Annotated in this window: 14 protein-coding genes; 4 read left to right on the top strand and 10 right to left on the bottom strand. The window is 72.8% G+C overall.

Features of this window, described 5'->3' with window-relative positions:
- Positions 1-25 precede the first annotated feature (25 nt).
- On the top strand, positions 26-1,063 hold the full coding sequence (locus ACIHFD_RS18465) for a hypothetical protein (RefSeq protein ID WP_397367937.1): 1,038 nt from the start codon (positions 26-28) through the stop codon (positions 1,061-1,063).
- Positions 1,064-1,073: 10 nt separating this feature from the next.
- Here the strand turns inward: ACIHFD_RS18465 and ACIHFD_RS18460 are convergent, their stop codons facing one another.
- From ACIHFD_RS18460 to ACIHFD_RS18440, 5 genes are read right to left on the bottom strand one after another with little or no spacing between them, the layout of a single operon-like run.
- Positions 1,074-1,991, bottom strand: a complete 918-nt coding sequence (locus tag ACIHFD_RS18460) for an NAD(+)/NADH kinase (protein WP_397367936.1) — start codon at positions 1,989-1,991, stop codon at positions 1,074-1,076.
- Positions 1,992-2,017: 26 nt separating this feature from the next.
- Positions 2,018-3,289 (bottom strand): MFS transporter, encoded by a 1,272-nt coding sequence (locus ACIHFD_RS18455; RefSeq protein ID WP_397367935.1) that lies wholly within the window; start codon positions 3,287-3,289, stop codon positions 2,018-2,020.
- A 28-nt stretch (positions 3,290-3,317) separates the two neighbouring features.
- Positions 3,318-4,118: a hypothetical protein gene (locus ACIHFD_RS18450; RefSeq protein ID WP_397367934.1), complete on the bottom strand. Its 801-nt coding sequence runs from the start codon at positions 4,116-4,118 to the stop codon at positions 3,318-3,320.
- Entirely contained in the window at positions 4,115-5,155 is a 1,041-nt protein-coding gene (locus ACIHFD_RS18445; RefSeq protein WP_397367933.1) for a Gfo/Idh/MocA family protein, read from the bottom strand. The genes ACIHFD_RS18450 and ACIHFD_RS18445 overlap by 4 nt, the downstream gene beginning before the upstream one ends.
- The gene (locus ACIHFD_RS18440; protein ID WP_397367932.1) at positions 5,152-6,030 is read right to left on the bottom strand and encodes a sugar phosphate isomerase/epimerase family protein; all 879 of its coding nucleotides are present in this window, start codon (positions 6,028-6,030) and stop codon (positions 5,152-5,154) included. The genes ACIHFD_RS18445 and ACIHFD_RS18440 overlap by 4 nt, the downstream gene beginning before the upstream one ends.
- A gap of 172 nt (positions 6,031-6,202) precedes the next feature.
- Here ACIHFD_RS18440 and ACIHFD_RS18435 point away from each other — a divergent pair, with 172 nt between their 5' ends.
- Positions 6,203-6,841 carry a TetR/AcrR family transcriptional regulator gene (locus ACIHFD_RS18435; RefSeq protein ID WP_355210647.1) on the top strand — a complete coding sequence of 213 codons (639 nt, stop codon included), beginning with the start codon at positions 6,203-6,205 and terminating at the stop codon, positions 6,839-6,841.
- Positions 6,842-6,892: 51 nt separating this feature from the next.
- Here the strand turns inward: ACIHFD_RS18435 and ACIHFD_RS18430 are convergent, their stop codons facing one another.
- The 4 genes from ACIHFD_RS18430 to ACIHFD_RS18415 form a co-directional block, all read right to left on the bottom strand.
- A complete protein-coding gene (locus ACIHFD_RS18430; protein WP_397367931.1) occupies positions 6,893-8,188 on the bottom strand; it encodes an FG-GAP-like repeat-containing protein in 1,296 nt (431 codons plus the stop codon).
- 105 nt (positions 8,189-8,293) lie between these two features.
- Entirely contained in the window at positions 8,294-9,139 is an 846-nt protein-coding gene (locus tag ACIHFD_RS18425) for an ABC transporter permease (RefSeq protein ID WP_397367930.1), read from the bottom strand.
- A complete protein-coding gene (locus ACIHFD_RS18420; protein WP_397367929.1) occupies positions 9,136-10,026 on the bottom strand; it encodes an ABC transporter ATP-binding protein in 891 nt (296 codons plus the stop codon). The genes ACIHFD_RS18425 and ACIHFD_RS18420 overlap by 4 nt, the downstream gene beginning before the upstream one ends.
- Positions 10,027-10,148: 122 nt before the next feature.
- Positions 10,149-13,982: a S8 family serine peptidase gene (locus ACIHFD_RS18415; RefSeq protein WP_397367928.1), complete on the bottom strand. Its 3,834-nt coding sequence runs from the start codon at positions 13,980-13,982 to the stop codon at positions 10,149-10,151.
- Between the two features lie 115 nt (positions 13,983-14,097).
- Between ACIHFD_RS18415 and ACIHFD_RS18410 the strand changes: the two genes are divergently transcribed.
- Positions 14,098-15,051 (top strand): LuxR C-terminal-related transcriptional regulator, encoded by a 954-nt coding sequence (locus ACIHFD_RS18410; protein ID WP_355210662.1) that lies wholly within the window; start codon positions 14,098-14,100, stop codon positions 15,049-15,051.
- 34 nt (positions 15,052-15,085) lie between these two features.
- The gene (locus ACIHFD_RS18405) at positions 15,086-16,066 is read left to right on the top strand and encodes a helix-turn-helix domain-containing protein (protein ID WP_350742859.1); all 981 of its coding nucleotides are present in this window, start codon (positions 15,086-15,088) and stop codon (positions 16,064-16,066) included.
- Positions 16,067-16,403: 337 nt separating this feature from the next.
- On the opposite strand, the gene ACIHFD_RS18400 is transcribed toward ACIHFD_RS18405, so the two are convergent.
- Positions 16,404-17,834 carry an N-acetylmuramoyl-L-alanine amidase gene (locus tag ACIHFD_RS18400; RefSeq protein WP_397367927.1) on the bottom strand — a complete coding sequence of 477 codons (1,431 nt, stop codon included), beginning with the start codon at positions 17,832-17,834 and terminating at the stop codon, positions 16,404-16,406.
- Positions 17,835-17,894 lie beyond the last annotated feature (60 nt).

Below are 17,894 nucleotides of genomic sequence, written 5' to 3'. Positions count from 1 at the left end.
GAAGCACCCCCTAGATTCCGGTCACGTGAAAGTCGATGACAGATCTTCCCTGCTCACCCGTCGTTCCCTGCTTGCCGGCGCGCTCTCCGGAGCGGGCCTCGCCGTCCTGGGCGGCACCGCCGCCCAGGCGGCCACGCTCGGGAGGGCACCCCGGGTTCTGATCGCCACGAACGAGCCGTGGGGCACCTACCACGTGGCCCCGCTGCTCCCGGAGGCGCGGCGGCGCGGGTGGGAGATCACGCAGCTGGTGCCCGACCTGACGGGGATCAAGCCGGGCGACCCGGTGCCGGTCGCGACGCCGGACCGCGTTCCGGACGCCGACCTGCTCGTCGTGACAGGTGCCGGGGACTGGCCGGCGGAGTGCGCCGCCCGGTTCCGGAGCCTGCCGTTGGTCGCGAGCTCGCTGGCGTACCAGCTGCCGGTCGAGGCACCCCGCGCGAAGGAGTTCCGCGACCGGCTCAGGGCGATCACCGCGTCCTCGCCGGCCGAGGCCAAGGTGTTCGACGACTACCTGGGCACGCGCCGCCCGATCACGGTCGTCGGCACCCCGCAGACCGACGACCTGCCCAGGCACGCGCCCGAGCCCGGCACCGTCCTGGTGCTCACCAGCGTGACCAGGTCCAGCAGCACGGGCGGCTCGGCCCCCGGCACCGAGCTGCTGCTGGCCGCGGCCGATCGGCTGGCGGCGGCGGGCAAGCACATCCTCGTGGGACTGCACCCCCGCGAGGACCGCTCGCTCTGGGAGAAGTACGAGATCAGCTCCGTGCCGTCGGTCCAGGCGTCGGCCCGGGCCGAGGCCGCCATCGGCATCCCGGGCACCGTCTTCCCGGTGGTCGCGGCCGTGGGCGTCCCGCTGGTGGGCTGCACGGACCCGGGCCTGAACATCCCCGCCTACCTGCTGAGCGTCTGCTCCCACACGATCACCACCGCGGACGAGGCCGTGACCGCCGTGGCGGGGGCCGAGCCGGTGTCGCGGGAGGTGCTGTACGAGGCCGTCGGCCCCATCGGCGGCTCGGCCCGCCGGCTGCTGAAGGCGTGGCGGAAGGCCGGCGTCCGGGTCTAGCGGGTCAGGTCTAGCGCGTCATCGTCTGGCGCAGCCGCTCGGCCTGCTCACGCAGGGGTTGCGGGATCAGCTCGACGAGCTGGTCCGGCCTGAGCGGCAGGTCGAGCAGGCTGAGCTTGACCCGCTTGCGCTGGGCGTAGGTGTCGGCGTCGAACCGTACGACGTCCACCGCGTCCGTGCGCAGCCGCGCGGACAGCTCGGCTCCGGGCCGGAGCTGCCTGGCGGGGGTGCCGTCCACGGAGAAGAGCAGCGTCATGTCGTCCGACGGGTTGCGCAGCACGATGTGGTCGTCCTTGCCGAGGATGACCGAGCGGCTGATGCCGGACATCGGGGCCACCGGGGTCAGGGCGACGGCCTCGGTGGACGGGGAGATGATGGGGCCGCCGGCCGCGTGGTTGTAGGCCGTCGAGCCGGTCGGGGTGCAGACGATCACCGCGTCCGCGCGGTAGTAGCCGTGCCTCAGGCCGTTGACCTCGAGGTCGAGGGTCAGGCTGGACAGCGGATCGGCGGCGGTGACCACGATGTCGTTGAACGCGGTGTGGTCGTCGGCCTCCAGGCAGCTGTGCGGTTCGAGGGTGTAGTGGCCCTCGGCCAGGCGGTCGAGGGCCGGCTCCAGCTCCGACGGGGTCACCTCGATGAGGAAGCCGAGGTGCCCGTGGTTGACGCCGAGCACCGGCACCTGGCGGCCGACCACCAGGCGCATCGCGCCCAGCATGGTGCCGTCGCCGCCCAGGCTGATCACTCTGGTCACCCGCTCGACGAAGTCCTCGGGCGTGACGATCTCGACCTCCGGCCCCACTCGCCCGGCGTCGCACCGCCGGGCGATGACCGCGCCTCCGGCGCGCCGCGCGTGCCGGAGGATCAGCCGTACGGAGTCCTGCACCGGCCGGTCGGGGTGCACCACCAGCCCAAGAGTGAAGTGCTTCACGTGGTGCCCCCTACCCAGCGATGCGGTCAGCGGACCTTTCGGATGGGAATCACCGTCAGGGCGCCGAGCACGGCGAACACCAGGGCGGCCGTGAAGGCGGCGGGATAGTTGTCGGTGCCGCCGCCGATGGTGAGGAAGAGCGGGGCGATCAGCGGGGCCAGCGACTGGGGCAGCGAGTTGGCGATCTGGAAGACGGCCAGGTCCTTGGCCGCGTTGTCGGGGTTGGGCAGGACCCGCACGACCAGCGCGATGTCGACGGCCATGTACGCCCCGGTCCCCAGGCCCAGGATCAGCGAGCCGACCAGGTACTGGGGGTAGGTGGTGGTGAAGCCGAGGGTCAGCAGGCCCACCCCCATGATCAGGGACGCCACCAGCACGAAGACCTTCCTGCGTCCCAGCCGGTCGGACAGCCAGCCGCCGATCGTGGCCGTGACCAGCGAGCCGCAGGTGAAGACGAGCGTGGCGGTGAAGACCAGCGACACGGCCTCGGTGGGGCTGTAGCCGAGGCGGTCGGTGATGACGTAGAAGCCGAACGTCAGCTTGAACGCGTTCCCCGTGAAGATCAGGAAGCGGCCGGCGAACGCCCAGCCGAAGTCGCGGTGGGCGAAGGGGTTGACCCACAGGCTGCGCAGCAGGTCGAGGGGGCGGAACGGGCCGAGCGCGGCCCGGTCGGCGGGACGGTCGGGCAGGAACGCGATCAGCAGCCCGAGCGCGACGAACGCGAAGACCCCCGGCAGCAGGAACATGAGGAACGTGCTGCCGGCGACGGACGTGGTGATGAACGTGCCGGCCAGGATGCCGACGTTGCTCATCAGGCCGATGACGCCGGAGACCCGTCCGCGCTGCCGCTCCGGTATGTGGTCGGGGTTGATGGCGTTGAGCGCGGCCTGGGCGGCGTTGTAGCCGGCCTGGGTGACGCACCAGCCGAGCAGGATGGTGGGGACGTTCTGCGCGAGCGCCATGATGAGCAGCCCCGCCGCCCCCGCGAGGGCGCCGCCCGCCAGCCAGGGTCGGCGGCGGCCGAAGCGGCTGGTGGTGCGGTCGGAGAGGTTGCCCCAGATGGGGGTGATGGCCATGGACAGGAACGCGCCCACGGACAGGATGAGCCCGAGGCTGGCGGCCTTGGTGTCGGGGGCGACGGCGCCGACCTTGACCGAGAGGGTCACGGTGATCGGGGTGAGCAGGGCGGCCCAGAGGCCGAGCTGGCCGAAGGCGTACAGGGCGATGAAGCGGGTGCTCGCGGGGGCGGCCGGCGCGTCGTGCGGGCCGGTCGCGGCCGGGGTCGGGAGAGCGGTCACGGGGACCTCCGGAGGTGGAGCAGGGGGGTCAGTTGCGGAGCAGGTCGAGGTCGTCGGCGAGGTCGTGCAGCGAATACGGCGGGGCCGCGCCGTCGGTGACGGCGGCGTGCAGGTGACGCCAGGCGGCGCGGTAGGCGCTCTCGTACAGGGTGGGGAGCAGGCGTTCGCCGTCCGCGTCGGTGCGGGCGACGGTGGCCGGGCGGGCCGTCGCGGGATCGGGGAACGAGAGCCGCCACTGGACGGCCGGCCCCAGCACGTCCAGCCGCGCCCGCCGGGTGCCCAGGCCGGAGACGGCCGCGGCGAGGTGCACGGGCACGTCGCCGACGTGGGCCCGCGCGAGGTGCCCGTGGGCGTCGGCCTGGATCACCTCGACGGCCCGGGCGGGCCCGATCGCGGTACGCAGCAGGGCGAGCTGGTCGAGCAGGACGTCCGGCGGCGAGCTCCCGGCCGGGACCGTCGCGGTCACCTCGATGAGCGAGGCGTCCTCGGTGTCCAGGGCTCCGGCGAGGGCCGCGACCGCCGGATCGAGCGCCCACGGCCCGGCCACGACGACGGGGACCCCGGCCGCGGCCGCACGTCCGGCGAGCTCCCGCACGTCCGCGACACCGCCCCCGGCGACCCCGGCGATCAGGATGCCGGTGGGCCGGGCGTCCAGGGCGGCGCGCAGGGCGGTCAAGGTCGGCACGGCGGTGACCGTGCCGATGATCGGGCCGCCGGGGGTGGCGGGGCGGAAGTACTTGGGCAGCGAGGCCAGGGTGGCGTGAACGGCGGGGTGGTCGGTGCTCTCGGCGAGGGTGACGGGCAGCGGTTCGAGGGTGGTGCTGGTCATGCGGCGGTCCCTTGGAGCAGCAGGTCGGCGGCGCGTTCCGCGAGGTCCAGCGCGTAGGCCAGGTCGTCGACGAGGTCGGACGCGGCGTAGCGGAGCGGTTCGGCACCGGTGACCAGGGCGGCGAGGTGCTGCCACTCGCCGGTGTAGCCGTTGTCGGGGTGGGGGCCGAAGGTGTGCAGCCCGGTGGGGGTGCGAAGCTCCGCGGTGGCCGAGCCGGCGCGCACGTACGACGGGGTGAAGTCGAGCCGCAGCTCGCCGCCGTCGCCCCACACCTCGAAGCTCCACTCCTCCCGCCAGCCCCGGTGCAGGTAGCCGATGAGCTCGGCCGTCCGCCCGCCGCCCTGGAAGGTCAGGACGTAGCCGAACGGGCTGAGCGGCCGGGCGACGTCCACGCGCTCGACGCGCGGCAGGAAGCGCCGTACCAGCGGGAGGTTGTGGATGGCCAGGCCGAGAACGGCTCCCCGGATGGACGCCGCCCGCACCGCCGGGTCCGACGGGTCGCCGCCGCGGACCGGGAACACCGGTTCGGCGTGCAGCTGGGTCGCCAGCGTCTCGAAGCGGGCGTTGGGCGGGAGCACGATGCGCGAGCGGATCCGGCGGGCGGTGGCGGGCAGGTCGCCCCAGTGCCGCTCGGCGGCCAGCCACGCCGGGTCGTAGGTGTGCATGGCGCCGACCACGATCGGGACACCGGTGTCCTGTGCCGCCCTGGCGATCCTGCGGGCGTCGTCCAGGGTCGTGGCCAGCGGCTTCTCCACCAGGACCGCCTTCTTCCCCGCCGCGCAGGCGGCCTCGGCCTGCTCGGCGTGGAAGGCGTGCGGGCTGCACACGGCGACGATCTCTACGGCGGGGTCGGCGAGCAGCTCTTCGACGGAGGTGCCGTGGGCGGCCCCGGCGCGGGCGGCGACCGCGGCCGCGGTGCCCTCGTCCACGTCCATGACGCGGGCCACGTGCAGCCGGTCGGACAGCCCGGCGACGGCGGGGAGGTGGATGGCCTGGGTGACCGGGCCCGCTCCGATGAATCCGACGCCGACGGTCATCGACGCACCTCTGCGGTGGTGAGGTGTTCGGTGACCCACTGACGCGACAGGATCGCGCTGTCCTTGGGGGTGCCGTGGTCGGGTACGTCGACCTCGACCACCAGCCACCCGCCAAAGCCCGCGGGCAGCGCGGCCAGCGCTCCTTCGAGATCCACGTCGCCCTGACCCGGCTCGGTCCACAGGTGGCGGGCCACGGTGGCCTCCCGGTAGTCCGCGCCCGCCTCACGGGCCTGCCGGGCGACGGCGGTGTGGACGTCCTTGAGGTGGGCCGCGCCGACCCGGTCGCGGTAGCGGGTGATCAGTTCGACCGGATCCGCGCCCGCCCAGTGCAGGTGGCCGGTGTCGGGCCCGAAGGAGAGCAGTTCCGGGGCGATGGCGTCCAGGACCGCGCGGGTCTCCTCCTCGGTCTCGATCCAGGTGCCGACGTGCGGATGCAGGCACGGGCGCAGCCCCTCGCCGGTGATGACCTCGCAGGTCCGGGCGAGGTTCTCGATGACGGTGGCGAGCCTGCCCGGGTCGTACGCGGCGCCGGTCGCGGGTGCGGCGAGCCGTTCCGGGGTGAGGGCCGAGGCGATGAACACCTCGGTCATGCCGAGCGCGGCCTGCGTTCCCGCGTGCCGCCTGGCGTGTTCGAGGAGGCCGGGCATCGCCTCGGGGTTCTCGTACGTGCCCTGGAAGTAGCCGGGCGCGGGGGCGAGTCCGTACTCGCCGAGGAGGGCCAGGTAGGCGGTCGCCGAGGTGCCCTCCGGCACGTCGGCCTGGACGGCGGTGAAGCCCGCCTCGGCGATCTCGGCGAAGGCGGTGCGCAGGGTGGGGACGTCCAGCATGAAACCGGACGGCCCGAGCAGCCAGGGTAGCGGGTTGATGCCGATCATCTCGGGGTCCTTCCAAGGGCGCGAGCATGTGGCATCGCGCCTGCTCCAGGGCGTAACGGAGCCCATCGGGGAAATGTGATCGAGTGTTAACCTTTGGAACTCAAAACGTAAACGCCTGATAGCTTTTGACGCAAGAGGTTGATCCGAAGATTTTCCGTGGGAGGCTCAGAGGGTGGCGAACGTCGGCGGGACCCCGCGCGGCCCGTACCGGAGCGGCATCAAGCGCCGCGAGCAGATCGTCAGCGCCGCCGCCAAGGCCTTCGGCGAGCGCGGCTACAACGGGGCGTCCATGCGGCAGATCGCCGCGGACGTGGGCGTCTCACCGGCGGCCCTGCTCCGCCATTTCCAGGACAAGGAGGAGCTGCTCGCCGCGGTGCTCGAATGGTGGGCGCGGGAGACCGCCGCGCTCCGGCACGAACGGCGCGACGGGCTGTCGGCCTTCGACGACCTGCGCGACCTCATGACGTACCACACCCACCACCGGGGCCTGCTCGAGCTGTTCATCCACCTCACCGGCGAGGCGTCCAACGAGAAGCACCCGGCGCGCGCCTTCATCCAGGACCGCTACACGGGCATCGTGAACATGCTGGTCAAACGCCTGCTCGCGACGGCGGAGACGGGAGAGATCCCGCCGTTGACCGACGCGCAGGCCGAGGCCGAGGTACGCGCGCTCTGCGCCACCATGGACGGCCTGGAGATCCAGTGGCTGCTCGACCCCACCGTGGACCTGGTCGGTCTCTTCGACTTCCACCTCGACCACACGCTGGCGCGGTGGAGGAGCGGCGCGTACGCGCCGGTCACGGCCTCCTGAGCCCGCGCAGTCGACGGCGGGTCCTGAAGCGTCACCCCGATGCCGGGGGGTTCAGCGGGGTGGCAGGTCGAAGCGGGTCAGCACGCTCCTGCCGTCCGTCACCATGACGTCGAGGAGGTCGTCGCCGGCGGCGAGGACCAGCTCGTCGTCCCCGTCGCCGTCGTAGTCGCCAGCCGCCAGCGGCGCGCCGCGGACCAGGCCGCTGATGCCGCCACCGGCGCGCAGGCCGCCTCGGCCGCCCCAGAACATCCGGACCGGTTCACGCCCGTCGCGCGCCCCGCCGTAGGCGAGGTCGTCACGGCCGTCGCCGTCGAAGTCGCCGGCGACCGCCGAGCCCCTGTCGCCCTTGAACGTCCGGGTGCGGCCGTCACCGTAGTAGACGGTCAGCGTCCTGTCGACGTCGGGCGCCTCGGTCTCGGTGCCGGGCTCGTCGTTGCGGCTGCCGTCGTCGCCGACCGCCAGGTCCCTGGCGCCGTCGCCGTCGAAGTCGCCGAACGTGGCCGCCATGCCCTTGCCCAGCCTGCGCCCCGTCTTCGCCAGGCCGTCCGGACCGCCGTTCAGCAGCCACCCGGACGTCTGCTCGCCGTCGTCGCCCTCGAACACGACCAGCCCGGTCGCGTGCCGCCCGTCGATCTCGTCGACGGTCATCCGCCAGAAGTCGCTACCCGTGGGCGAGGGCTGGACGGTCTGACGGCTCGGCATGCCGGCGCGGCTGAACGGGCCGTACATCACGACCAGGTTGGAGCCGCCTCGGTTGTCGTCGGCGGACATCGCCACGTCGGCGGCGCCGTCCCCGTCGAAGTCGCCGGCGACGGACCGGAACGTCGCCATGGTGGTCTTGACGGGCGGCGGCACCGGGGTCGGGAGCGTTCCGGTGTCGATGCCGTCCGGGCCGCCCCAGAAGATGTGCGGGCCCATCGTCTCGTCGCGATCGCCTGGCCGCCCGTAGCCCAGGATGTCGCCGAAGCCGTCCCCGTCGAGGTCGGCTCGGATGCCCCGGTCGATCTGCCAGGCGAAGAACGTCCGCGACGACACGACCGCCGGCCTGCCGGCGCGCAGCCCTCGGGGCGAGCCGTAGACGACCGCGAGGAAGCGCAGGCCCGGTCGGAGCAGCTCGGCGTAGACGAGCAGGTCCGCACGGCCGTCGCCGTTGACGTCGTCGGGCCGCCCGCCGGCCTTGGCCGAACGCCGCGCGGGGGTCGGCGCGGGGGTCGGGGTGGCGGTCGGCGTCGGAGCCGGCGTGGACGCCGACGGCGACTGACCGGCGGGGCTGGGCGCAGGCCGGACGCCGCCGCATCCGGCGAGCAGGAGGACCAACGCCGGCCAGATCATCACCCTTCGCGGCACAGGCACCGAGCTTAGTGCTCGACCCTGCCGAGCGCCGGGTTTCCGCCACCGCTTCCGCCACCCGCGCCCGCGCCGCCGGGCCATCTCGCGGCGTCGCAGGGCGCGTCAGATCCGCTGCAGGGCCTTCTCGCGGCGGGCCGCGACGCTGGAGCCCGACTCCCCGCGGGCCATCCTGCGCAGCAGGAACGGGGCCGTTACCAGGCCGAGCACGGCCCAGGTCACCAGCACCCCGGCCGTCTCCACGGGCCGCCAGGACGCGCCGATCTCGACGGCGGCCGCGGCGTCCGGGAGCAGGGCCGAGCGCATGCCGAGCCCGAGCCAGTAGACCGGGAACGCCTGGGCGATCCACTGCACCCACTCCGGCAGCGCCGTGATCGGGTAGAAGATGCCGGAGATCGCGATCAAGCCCAGCACGGGGAGCTGGATCAGCCCCTGGCTGCGGGCGCTGACGAACACCGAGCCCAGCACCGCCCCCAGCGGCAGCGTCGCCACCAGCCCCAGCACGAGCACCCAGAGCACGGTCAGCCAGGCGCCCGCGTCGCCGAACGCCAGGCCGGGCACCAGGAACATGCCGGGAACCAGGAAGATCGCGAGGTCGGCGACCAGGCCGCCGGCGACGAGGATGATCTTTCCGAGCAGGTAGCCGGTCATCCCGTGCGGCGTGGCCTTGGCGCGCAGCAGGGTGCCGTCCTCGCGGTCGGCGGTGAGGTGCTGGCTCATGCTCACCATGGACATCCCGGCGTTCATGCCGAGGATGCTCGGCAGGGCCAGGGCTCCGAGGGAGAGCCCGCTCTGTCCGAAGGACACGTTCCGCAGGAAGTACGTGGTGACCAGCATCAGCACGGGCCAGAGGAAGTGGCCGAACAGGTCGGCGCCGTTCGTGAACGACTGCCGCAGCTCGATCAGGCCGCGGGACCATCCGGCCCGCCAGGCCGTCGCGGTCGGGCTCATCGGGCCGCCTCCTCCGCCTGCCGGACGAGGGAGAGGTAGGTGTCCTCCAGCGAGGCGCGGCGCACCTCGAGGTCCTCGATCTCCTCGCCGTACTGCTTGAACAGGTCGAACACCAGCCGGGTCGCCTCCGTGGCCGACCGGGCGAAGCGCTGCCCGTCGCGGGTCCAGCGCACCTCGTCCTCGCCGGCGATCTGCTGGGCGAGCTGCGCGACCGTGCCGTCCGCGACGATGCGGCCCCCGTCGAGCACCATGATGCGGTCGGCGAGCTTCTCGGCCTCGGCCAGGTCGTGGGTGGTGAGCAGGATCGTGGTGTCGCCCTCGGCGGCGAGCTCCAGGACCAGCTCGTGGAAGGCGCGCCGGGCCACCGGGTCGAGCCCGGCGGTGGGCTCGTCGAGGAAGACCAGCTCGGGACGGCCCACGAGGCCGACGGCCACGTCGAACCTGCGCCGCTGGCCGCCGGAGAGCGTCCTGATCTTGTGCTCGGCCTGCTCGGTCAGCCCGACCGCCGCGATGAGCCGGTCGGCCGGCCACGGCCGGGTGACGGTCTCGGTGGCGTACGCGGCGTAGTAGCGGCCGAGGTGCTCGAGCAGCTCGCGTACCCGCCATTTGCCGTGGTCGCGCCAGGACTGCAGGACGACCCCGACCCGCGCCCGCCAGTCCTCGCCGCCGCGGGCCGGATCGGCGCCCAGCACCTCGACCCGGCCGGCCGACCGCATGCGGAAGCCTTCGAGGATCTCGATCGTGGTGGTCTTGCCCGCGCCGTTCGGGCCGAGCAGGCACACCACCTCGCCCCGGCGTGCCCGGAAGGTCACGTCGTGCAGGACGTCGGCGGGGCCGTAACGCATCCGCAGGCCCTCGACGTCCAGCACGACTTCGCTCGTCGTCATGGATCTCGCCTCTCGTGGGAGCACGCCTCGGCGTGGCGCCCGGAGAGCCCGGCCGCGCAAGCAACCCTAGTTGACTAATTTCGACTTAGTCAACGCGGGTTGCTTGGCGCGGCCGTGCGAGGTCACTTCAGGCCGTACGCCCGCTGGACGGTCTGCTCGACGGTGTTGCCCTCGGCGTCCGTCGCCTGGGCCCGCAGGCCTACGGCGCCCGTGGTGGCCGCCAGCGCGGGAGGTGTGACGGTGGCCTGGCCGGAGGCCGAGACGCGGACCGGCGTCCAGTGGGCGCCGTCGTCGAACGTGACCGAGAGCTTCACGTCCTTGACCTTCGCGTCCGGGGTGCCGTAGGACCCGTGGTAGCCGGTGACGGTGATCCGGTGCGGCGTGCCCGCCTTGAGGCGGTTGTCCAGGTCGAGAGGCACGCCGTAGCGGAGGTTGAGCCGCCGGACCGGCTCGCACGGCGCCAGCTTGCCCGTGGCGAACCAGGCCAGGCAGAGCCCGTCGTCCGTGGTCTGCATCCCGCCGGTGGGCCGCTTCGACTTGAACGTCCAGGCGGTCTCGACGTCCTTGGCGTACAGCTGGGACGGGTTCGGGGTGTGGAACTTGTCGGTGAGCCGGTAGGCGGCCTCCGTCTCCGGGAGGGTGAAGGTCGGCACGATGATCGCGAAGATGGCGATCACGACCGTTGCCTCGACGAGCGGGACCTCCCGCCCGTCGCGGTACAGGCGCAGCTCGTCCTTTCCGCCGTGCTTGTCACCCTGGAAGTTGGCGTTGTATGCGAACGCCTCCTGGTGGTTCGGCACCGGGCCCATGATCGGCAGGGCCGACAGGAAGGTGTCCTTCGTCCGGCAGGGGAAGCACTGGGCGGTCCCGGAGCGGAGCACCGCGTCGGAGACGACGACGTTGCCCGGCACGCGGGGCTGGATCCCCCACGGCTCGGTCCGCGTGCCTGCGGTGGCGAAGATGTCCACCGCGGTCGCCGACAGCGCGCGCCTGTTGTAGAAGTCGCCGCCCTCGTCGTAGTTCATCGTGTTCGTGCGGGTCCAGACGACGTCCGGCGAGACGGGCCCCACGTACTCCGTGAAGGTCGTCTGCGCCCGCACGGTGTGCTCCATGGACCACGTGTTCGCGAACCTGGCCGGCCGCACCATCCCCGCCGACGTACTCAGCTCGACCGAGCCGGGCCGGTCGGCGTGGAAACGGTCCTCGATGCGCTGCAGGTCGCCCGTCCGGACCGAGTAGGACAGGTCGGCGGGGACGCGGCCCTGCTCGGGCAGCATCAGCGAGTAAAGGTACGGCGTGGTGGCGACGCCCTCCGCCGTGACCGTCACCGGCCGGCGCCCGGCCAGGGCTGCCAGGGCCCGCCCCTGCTCGGCGGTCAGGCTCATGGTCGGGATCGGGTACGTGGGCCAGCTACCCGCCGGGTCGAGGAAGGCCCGGTTGACGGCCCCGTACCCGAGGACTCCCACGGCCCCCGCCTGCTGGGCGGCCTTGACCCGGTCCAGGGCGTTGCCCGTGCAGGCCACGGCCGGGCAGAGGTCCTCCAGGTTGAGCAGGACGAGCTTGCCGCGCACGTCCAGGCCGCCGAAGTCGGTGCCCTTGCCGGCGTAGGCCAGCGAGAGCCTGCTGCGGCCGTCGAGCTTGGGCGTCTGCGGCGCCATGTCCTGGTAGCGGGGGGTGATGCGAGGGCCGCCGGGCACCGACATGGTGATGGCGGGGGCGCCGAGCTGGTAGCGGCCGTTGAGGGTGAACGTGCCCTGGGTGACCTTGCGGGTGGGCAGCATCACGTAGTTGTCCAGCCCGTACTGCGGGTACAGGGACTGCACGTCGACGTAGCCGACGCCGTTGGCCGCGGTGCGCCGGTAGGCGTACTGCGACAGGCGGGTCTCCGACTCGCGCGGCGTCCGCACGGACACCTTGCGCGCCTTGCGCAGGTCGAGCGTGACCGTGGTGTCCTTGGTGATCTCGATCTGCGGGTCGGACGGGAGCGACTGGACCCATGCGCCGTCCGCGCCGCGCCAGGCCAGCGCGGTGAGCACGGTGTAGGTGCCGGGGTAGACCTGGGCCTCGGTCTCGGTGCCCGAGGCGGGGGTGTAGGCGTACTGGAGGTCGTCGCGGTCGTCGGTGCGCATGAACATCCACGGGTTCTCCGTGGGGGCGCTCGCGCCGTCGGGCAGCACCACCCGGGCCCGGACGGTGACCTTCTTCGGCTCGACGAACGCGCCCACGGCCGTGTTCACCTGGACCTGGCCGTTCTCGCCGGTGGCGCGGACGGAGCCCTCGTACCAGGTGTCGGGGCCCGCGGGGTCGAACGTGACCGAGACCGGCGCGGTGCCGTGCGCGGGGACGGTGACCGTGTCGCGGTCGACGGTGAGCGTGCGCGCGGGCACGTCGCCGCCCCGGTGCGCCCTGACGCCCGTGCTCAGCGTGAGGGTGACCGGCTGGTCGCCGTCGTTGGTGTAGGTGAGGGTCTTGGTGACCGGGCCGTTCTGGGGCGAGGGCAGGAAGCCGAAGTCGATGCCGCCGGAGCCGCGCACCTGCTGCTTGACGGCGCGGGCGACGTCCACGCGGCCGGCGCCCTGCTCGTAGGCGTCCTGGCCGTCGCCGTGGGCGGAGCTGGTGAGCGCGGCCTTGAGCTGGGTGTTCGTCCAGTCGGGGTGCTGCTGGGCGAGCAGCGCGGCGGCGCCCGCGACGTGCGGGGTGGCCATCGAGGTGCCGGACGCGGTGGTGTAGCCGTCCTCGGCCGGCTCGCCCATGGACGTGCCGGCCGCGCGGGCGGCGACGATGTCCACGCCGGGGGCGCTGATGTCGGGCTTGAGGCTGTAGTCGATCGCGGTGGGGCCCCGGCTGGAGAAGGACGCCAGCTTGTCGTCGCGGTCCACGGCGGCGACCGTGAGCGCCGAGGCCGCGGTGCCCGGGGCACCGACCTGGCGGCTCGTGCCGTCGTTGCCCGCGGCGACCACGAACAGCGCCCCCGAATCGGCGGACAGCTTGTTCAGGGCCTGGTCGAGGGGGTTGTCCGGGCCGGGGCAGCAGCCGCCGAGGCTCATGCTGACCACGCGGGCCTTCTGGTCGACCGCCCACTGCATGCCCGCGATGATGTCGGATGAGAGGCCGCTGCCGTAGTTGTTGAGCACCTTGCCGACCAGCAGCGACGCCTCGGGAGCGACGCCCCGGTACTTCGCGCCGTTGCCCGCGATGATGGAGGCGACGTGCGTGCCGTGGCCGTGGCCGTCCTGGGCGGTCTTCTCCGAGCTGAAGTTCTCGGCCGCGGCGATGCGGCCGGCGAGGTCGGGGTGGGTGGCGTCGATGCCGGTGTCGAGCACGGCCACCTTGACGCCCGCACCCTTGAGCCCGGCCGCCCACGCCTCGGGCGCGCCGATCTGCTTGACGCTCCTGTCGAGCGAGACCTGGACCTTGCGGTCGAGCCAGATCTTCTCGGACGCGGCCCTCGCCGTGCTGACCCCGGACCAGAACTGGCCGGCGGTCTTCTTGTCCACCTTCACGGCGGCGGCGTCGATGCTGACCAGGGTGCGGGCCCCGGCCATGCGCTGCTGCGCCCCGTGCTGGACGATCAGCGGCAGGGTGGGGCTCTCCGCGTCGGAGTAGCCGTTGGCCGCCAGGTAGGCGACGTCGAACAGGCCTCTGTCCAGGCGTCCCGCCGACACCAGGCCCATCACGTCCGTGGGGTAGACGTAGTACGCGGCGGGCTCGCGTACCGACATGAAGAACACCGGGGCGCCGTCCGGGCGCCGGGCCGGCTGGATCTGAGCCTGCGGGCTGCCGTCCGGGGCGGTACTGTAGGTGACCACGTCCCCGGTGATCAATGTGATCCTCTTTGCGGACTCCCCCGCCGCGCCGACGACCGGCGGCGGCACGGAGGGAGCGGGAGGTGGGGTCGGGGCGGCCATCCCGGTGGAAAGCAGCACCCCCAACGCGACAAGCGACCGGCCGATCATGCGTCTCCTCAGAGATCATCGTGTCCCCGGGAACCATGACAGATCGCAGTAAAGCCGCGAAAGACGATTGTGAGTCCTCTTCCCGCCATGTGCGGAAATAGGACATGCTGTGATCGTGCTGGAGATCATCGGGCTCTCGTACGCCGAGCAGGCGCTGTACGAGGCGCTGGTGGAGCGCTCCCCCGCCGCGCTCGCCGAGCTGGGGCACGCCGCCTCCACGGCCGCCAGGCTGGAGCAGCTGGGGCTGATCACCCGGCTCCCGGAGGACCCGCCGCGCTATGTTGCGGTCTCTCCCGAGATGGGGCTGGACGCGCTGATCCGGGCGCGCACCCGGGAGCTGGCGGCGGCCCGCCACCGCGCCGCCCAGCTCGCCGCGCGCTTCCACCGCTCGGTGCCGGACGGGGACTCCGCCGACCTGGTCGAGGTGGTGATCGGCAAGGACGCGGTGGGCCGGTGGTTCCGGCGGCTCCAGGAGAGCGCGCGGCGGCAGATCAGCGTCTTCGACGCGCCGCCGTACGCGACGCCCATGGGCGGCAACGCGGTGGAGTTCGAGCTGCTGGAGCGGGGTGTCGAGTACCGTGCGCTGTACGACCGGCGGGCCATGGAGGTGCCGGGCACCCTCTCGCTCATCACCCGCTACGTCGCGGCTGGCGAGCAGGCCAGGGTCGGCGACGTGCCCGTCAAGCTCGCGCTGAACGACCTCCCCATGGCGATCATGCCGCTCCGCCATGACCAGCACGTGGTGGAGTCCGCGCTGGTGGTGCACGACTCGACGCTGCTGGACGCGTTGTCGGCGTTGTTCGAGATGTACTGGGAGCGGGCCGTACCGCTGCAGGTCAGGCACGGGCGGCTGGCCGAGGCGACCGGCCCCGCCGACGCGCAGCGGGACCTGCTGCCGCTGCTCACCGCGGGGCTGACGGACGCGGCCATCGCCGCCCACCTCGGGTGGAGCGACCGGACGGTACGCCGCCACGTGCGCGCGATGATGGTCCGGCTCGACGCGCGCACCCGCTTCCAGGCGGGCTACCAGGCGGTCGTACGCGGCTGGCTGGACGGGGACGCGTTATGACCGCCCTCGGGCTCGGCATGGACGGGGGCGGGCCGTGACCTCGCTGGGCGCGATCGGGCTCGGGCCCGATGAGGAGGCGCTGTACGAGGTGCTGCTGGACCGCTCCCCCGCCACCCTCGCCGAGCTGGCCGCCGCCTGGCCGCGCGCCGACCTGCAGCCGCTGCTCGCGTCGCTGGAGGCCAAGGGCCTGCTCAACACCTCCCCGGGGCCTCCGCCCGCCTACGCCGCCGTCGCCCCGGAGATGGCGCTCGACGTCCTCCTGCTCGCCGCCGAACGCGACCTGCTGCGGGTCCGCGAACGTGCCCGCGAGCTCGAGGAGGTCTTCCAGGAGCGCGCCCGCGAGCGTACGCCCCCGGTGGTCGTGGAGGTGGTCACCGGGCGGCGGGCGGTCGAGCAGCGGCACGCCCAGATCCAGCGCGCCGCCAGGCAGCAGCTCCGGTGCCTGTCCAGGCGGCCGTACTTCGACCCGCTGGGCAGCGTGGCCGCGCAGCGGGAGCTGCTGGAGCGCGGGATCACCAGCCGCATGATCTACGAGCGGGACTTCGTGGCGGCCGAGGGCGCGTTACGGCAGATCGAGGAGATGGTGGGGGCGGGCCAGCAGGCGCGGGTGCTGCCCGAGCTGCCGATGAAGCTGTACGTGGTGGACGACCGGCTGGCGCTGCTCCTGCTCAGGCACGAGCCGGCGGACGCGGTGGCGGCGCTCGTCATCCATCCGTCGGGGCTGCTGGAGGCGCTGATCAGGCTCTTCGAGGGGTTGTGGCAGCGGGCGCTGCCGCTCGGGCTGGCACCGTCCGTCCGCAACCCGCCGCCCAGGGACTCCCGGGACGACGCGCGGCTGATCGCGCTCCTGCTGTCGGGGCTCACGGACGAGGCCATCGCCCGCCAGCTCGGGGTCGGCCACCGGACGGCGGAGCGCCGGATCGCCGAGCTGATGTCCCGGCTCGGCGCCCGCACCCGCTTCCAGGCCGGCGTCCAGGCCGCCCTCTCCCAGCCACCCCCACCACCGTCCCCTTGACGGCGGGAGAGCCACTCCCCCACCGACCGGGGTGCGGTCCTTCGGGGAGTGGGAGTGTCAGGACGCGCTCAACGCCGCACAACCCCAGCACCGGCCCTCCCTCCAAGAGACCCCGCCTCTGACGGCGGGAGAGCCCCTCCCCCACTGACCAGGGTGGAGGAGTAGGAGGCGTCTTGCGTGGTCGGGGGAGGGGGTGCGGGCGCACCGGGCCGTCCGGCGCGCGCCTCCACGAGACGGCGGGAAGCCCCCGGATGCGCCGACCGGTGGTGTGGTTTTCCGGGAAGACATGGATGTGGCCGGATCGCGAGCCCGCGCGATCCGGCCACAGCTCAGAGGGTCAGCTTCCGCAGTGTTCGAAGGGGCTCTCGTACGTGCTAGCCCCTGCCTTGCCGCCCCACTTGACGCACTTGTCGGCGGCGGCGGCCCGGACGGGTCCGGCGTAGTACTCGAAGTTGCCGGTGTCGGTGACCCGGGCCTTGTCCTCGACCTCCAGGAAGGCTGTCGTGGCGGTGGCCGTGCCCAGCGAGGTCTTCTTGATCGTGGCCACGCAGTTGTTCCCGTTGTCCGCGTTGTACAGCAGGTAGACGGTGCCCGCCGTGCCCAGCGCGCTCGAGTCGATCACCTTGTAGCCGGTGCCGCACACCGACTCCGGCGTGTGCGGGTTGGTGCCCCCGCCGCCGCCACCGGTGACGTACTGCATGTACTTGGTCCAGTCCCAGTACTGGCCCGGGTCGGTGTGGTCGGCCTCCGGGACCTCGCTGTGGCCCACGATGTGGGTGCGGTCCTTGGGGATGCCGTACCGGTCGGCGATGTTGCGGGTCAGCGCCGCCGACGCGCGGTACATCGTGTCGGTGAACCACGTCGCGTTGTCGACCCAGCCCTCGTGCTCGATGCCGACCGAGCGCCGGTTGTAGGTGCCGGCGTGGAAGGCCCGGTCCTTCTCCCTGACCGTCTGCGTGATGGCGCCGTCGGAGGAGCGCACGACGTAGTGGGCCGAGGTGGGGTTCGGCCGGGGCCCGGTCTGGAACCAGTCGATCGTCCCGGCGTAGGTGCCCTGCGCCACATGGATGACGATGCGGTCGATCGCGTCGCTGGTCGGCCGGTTGGAGACGGCGTAGTTGCTGCTGTGCGCCGGAACCCACGCGGCGCCCGGGTAGTCGGTGCTCGCCGCGAGCGTGCTGGGCTTGTCCAGGTCGTCCGCCTTGGCGTACGGGCCGCGGTCGGGCGTCACGGCGCGTGCGGGCGCGGTGACGGTCTCCCCTGCGGGCGTCTTGGCGTTCACACCCTTGGCGAGCTGCTCGTACACGGTGTCGGCATACAGCCGGGCGACCGCGGGCGAGGAGGCGCCACCGTACTTGGCGACCGCCTGGTACCACTTGCCCGCGTCCTTGCGGGCGGTGGCGTCCAGCTTGAGCTCGTCGGCGAGGGCACGCAGCACGGCCGCGCCGCCCGCGATGTTGGCCGCGTCGTCCGACTTCAGCGCCGAAGCGGACTTCTTCGTCAGCGTGGCGGCCTTGTCGAGGGTCTTGGCGGTGACCAGGTGCATCACGCCATAGCCGCCGTCGGCGCTCGGCTGGCCCTGGTGCCCGTCCAGGTGGGTCTCGGAGTAGGCCACCGAGACCAGCAGGTCACGGGGCACCTCGTACGTCGAGGCCGCCTTGATGAACGCGTCGGTCATCGGATCGGCGGCCGCCGCCCCGGCCGGCTGCCCCACCAGCATCGACAGGGGCAGAACGGCGGCGCCGGTCAGGAGAATGCGCAGGTTCAAGGGGGTTCAGCTCCCGCAGTGCTCGGACGGGCTGTTGTACGTGCTGGATCCGGCCTTGCC

This window comes from Nonomuraea sp. NPDC051941 (assembly GCF_044593615.1).
The sequence above is the reverse complement of the archived record's forward strand: the minus strand, read 5'-3'. Positions and strand labels throughout refer to the sequence as shown.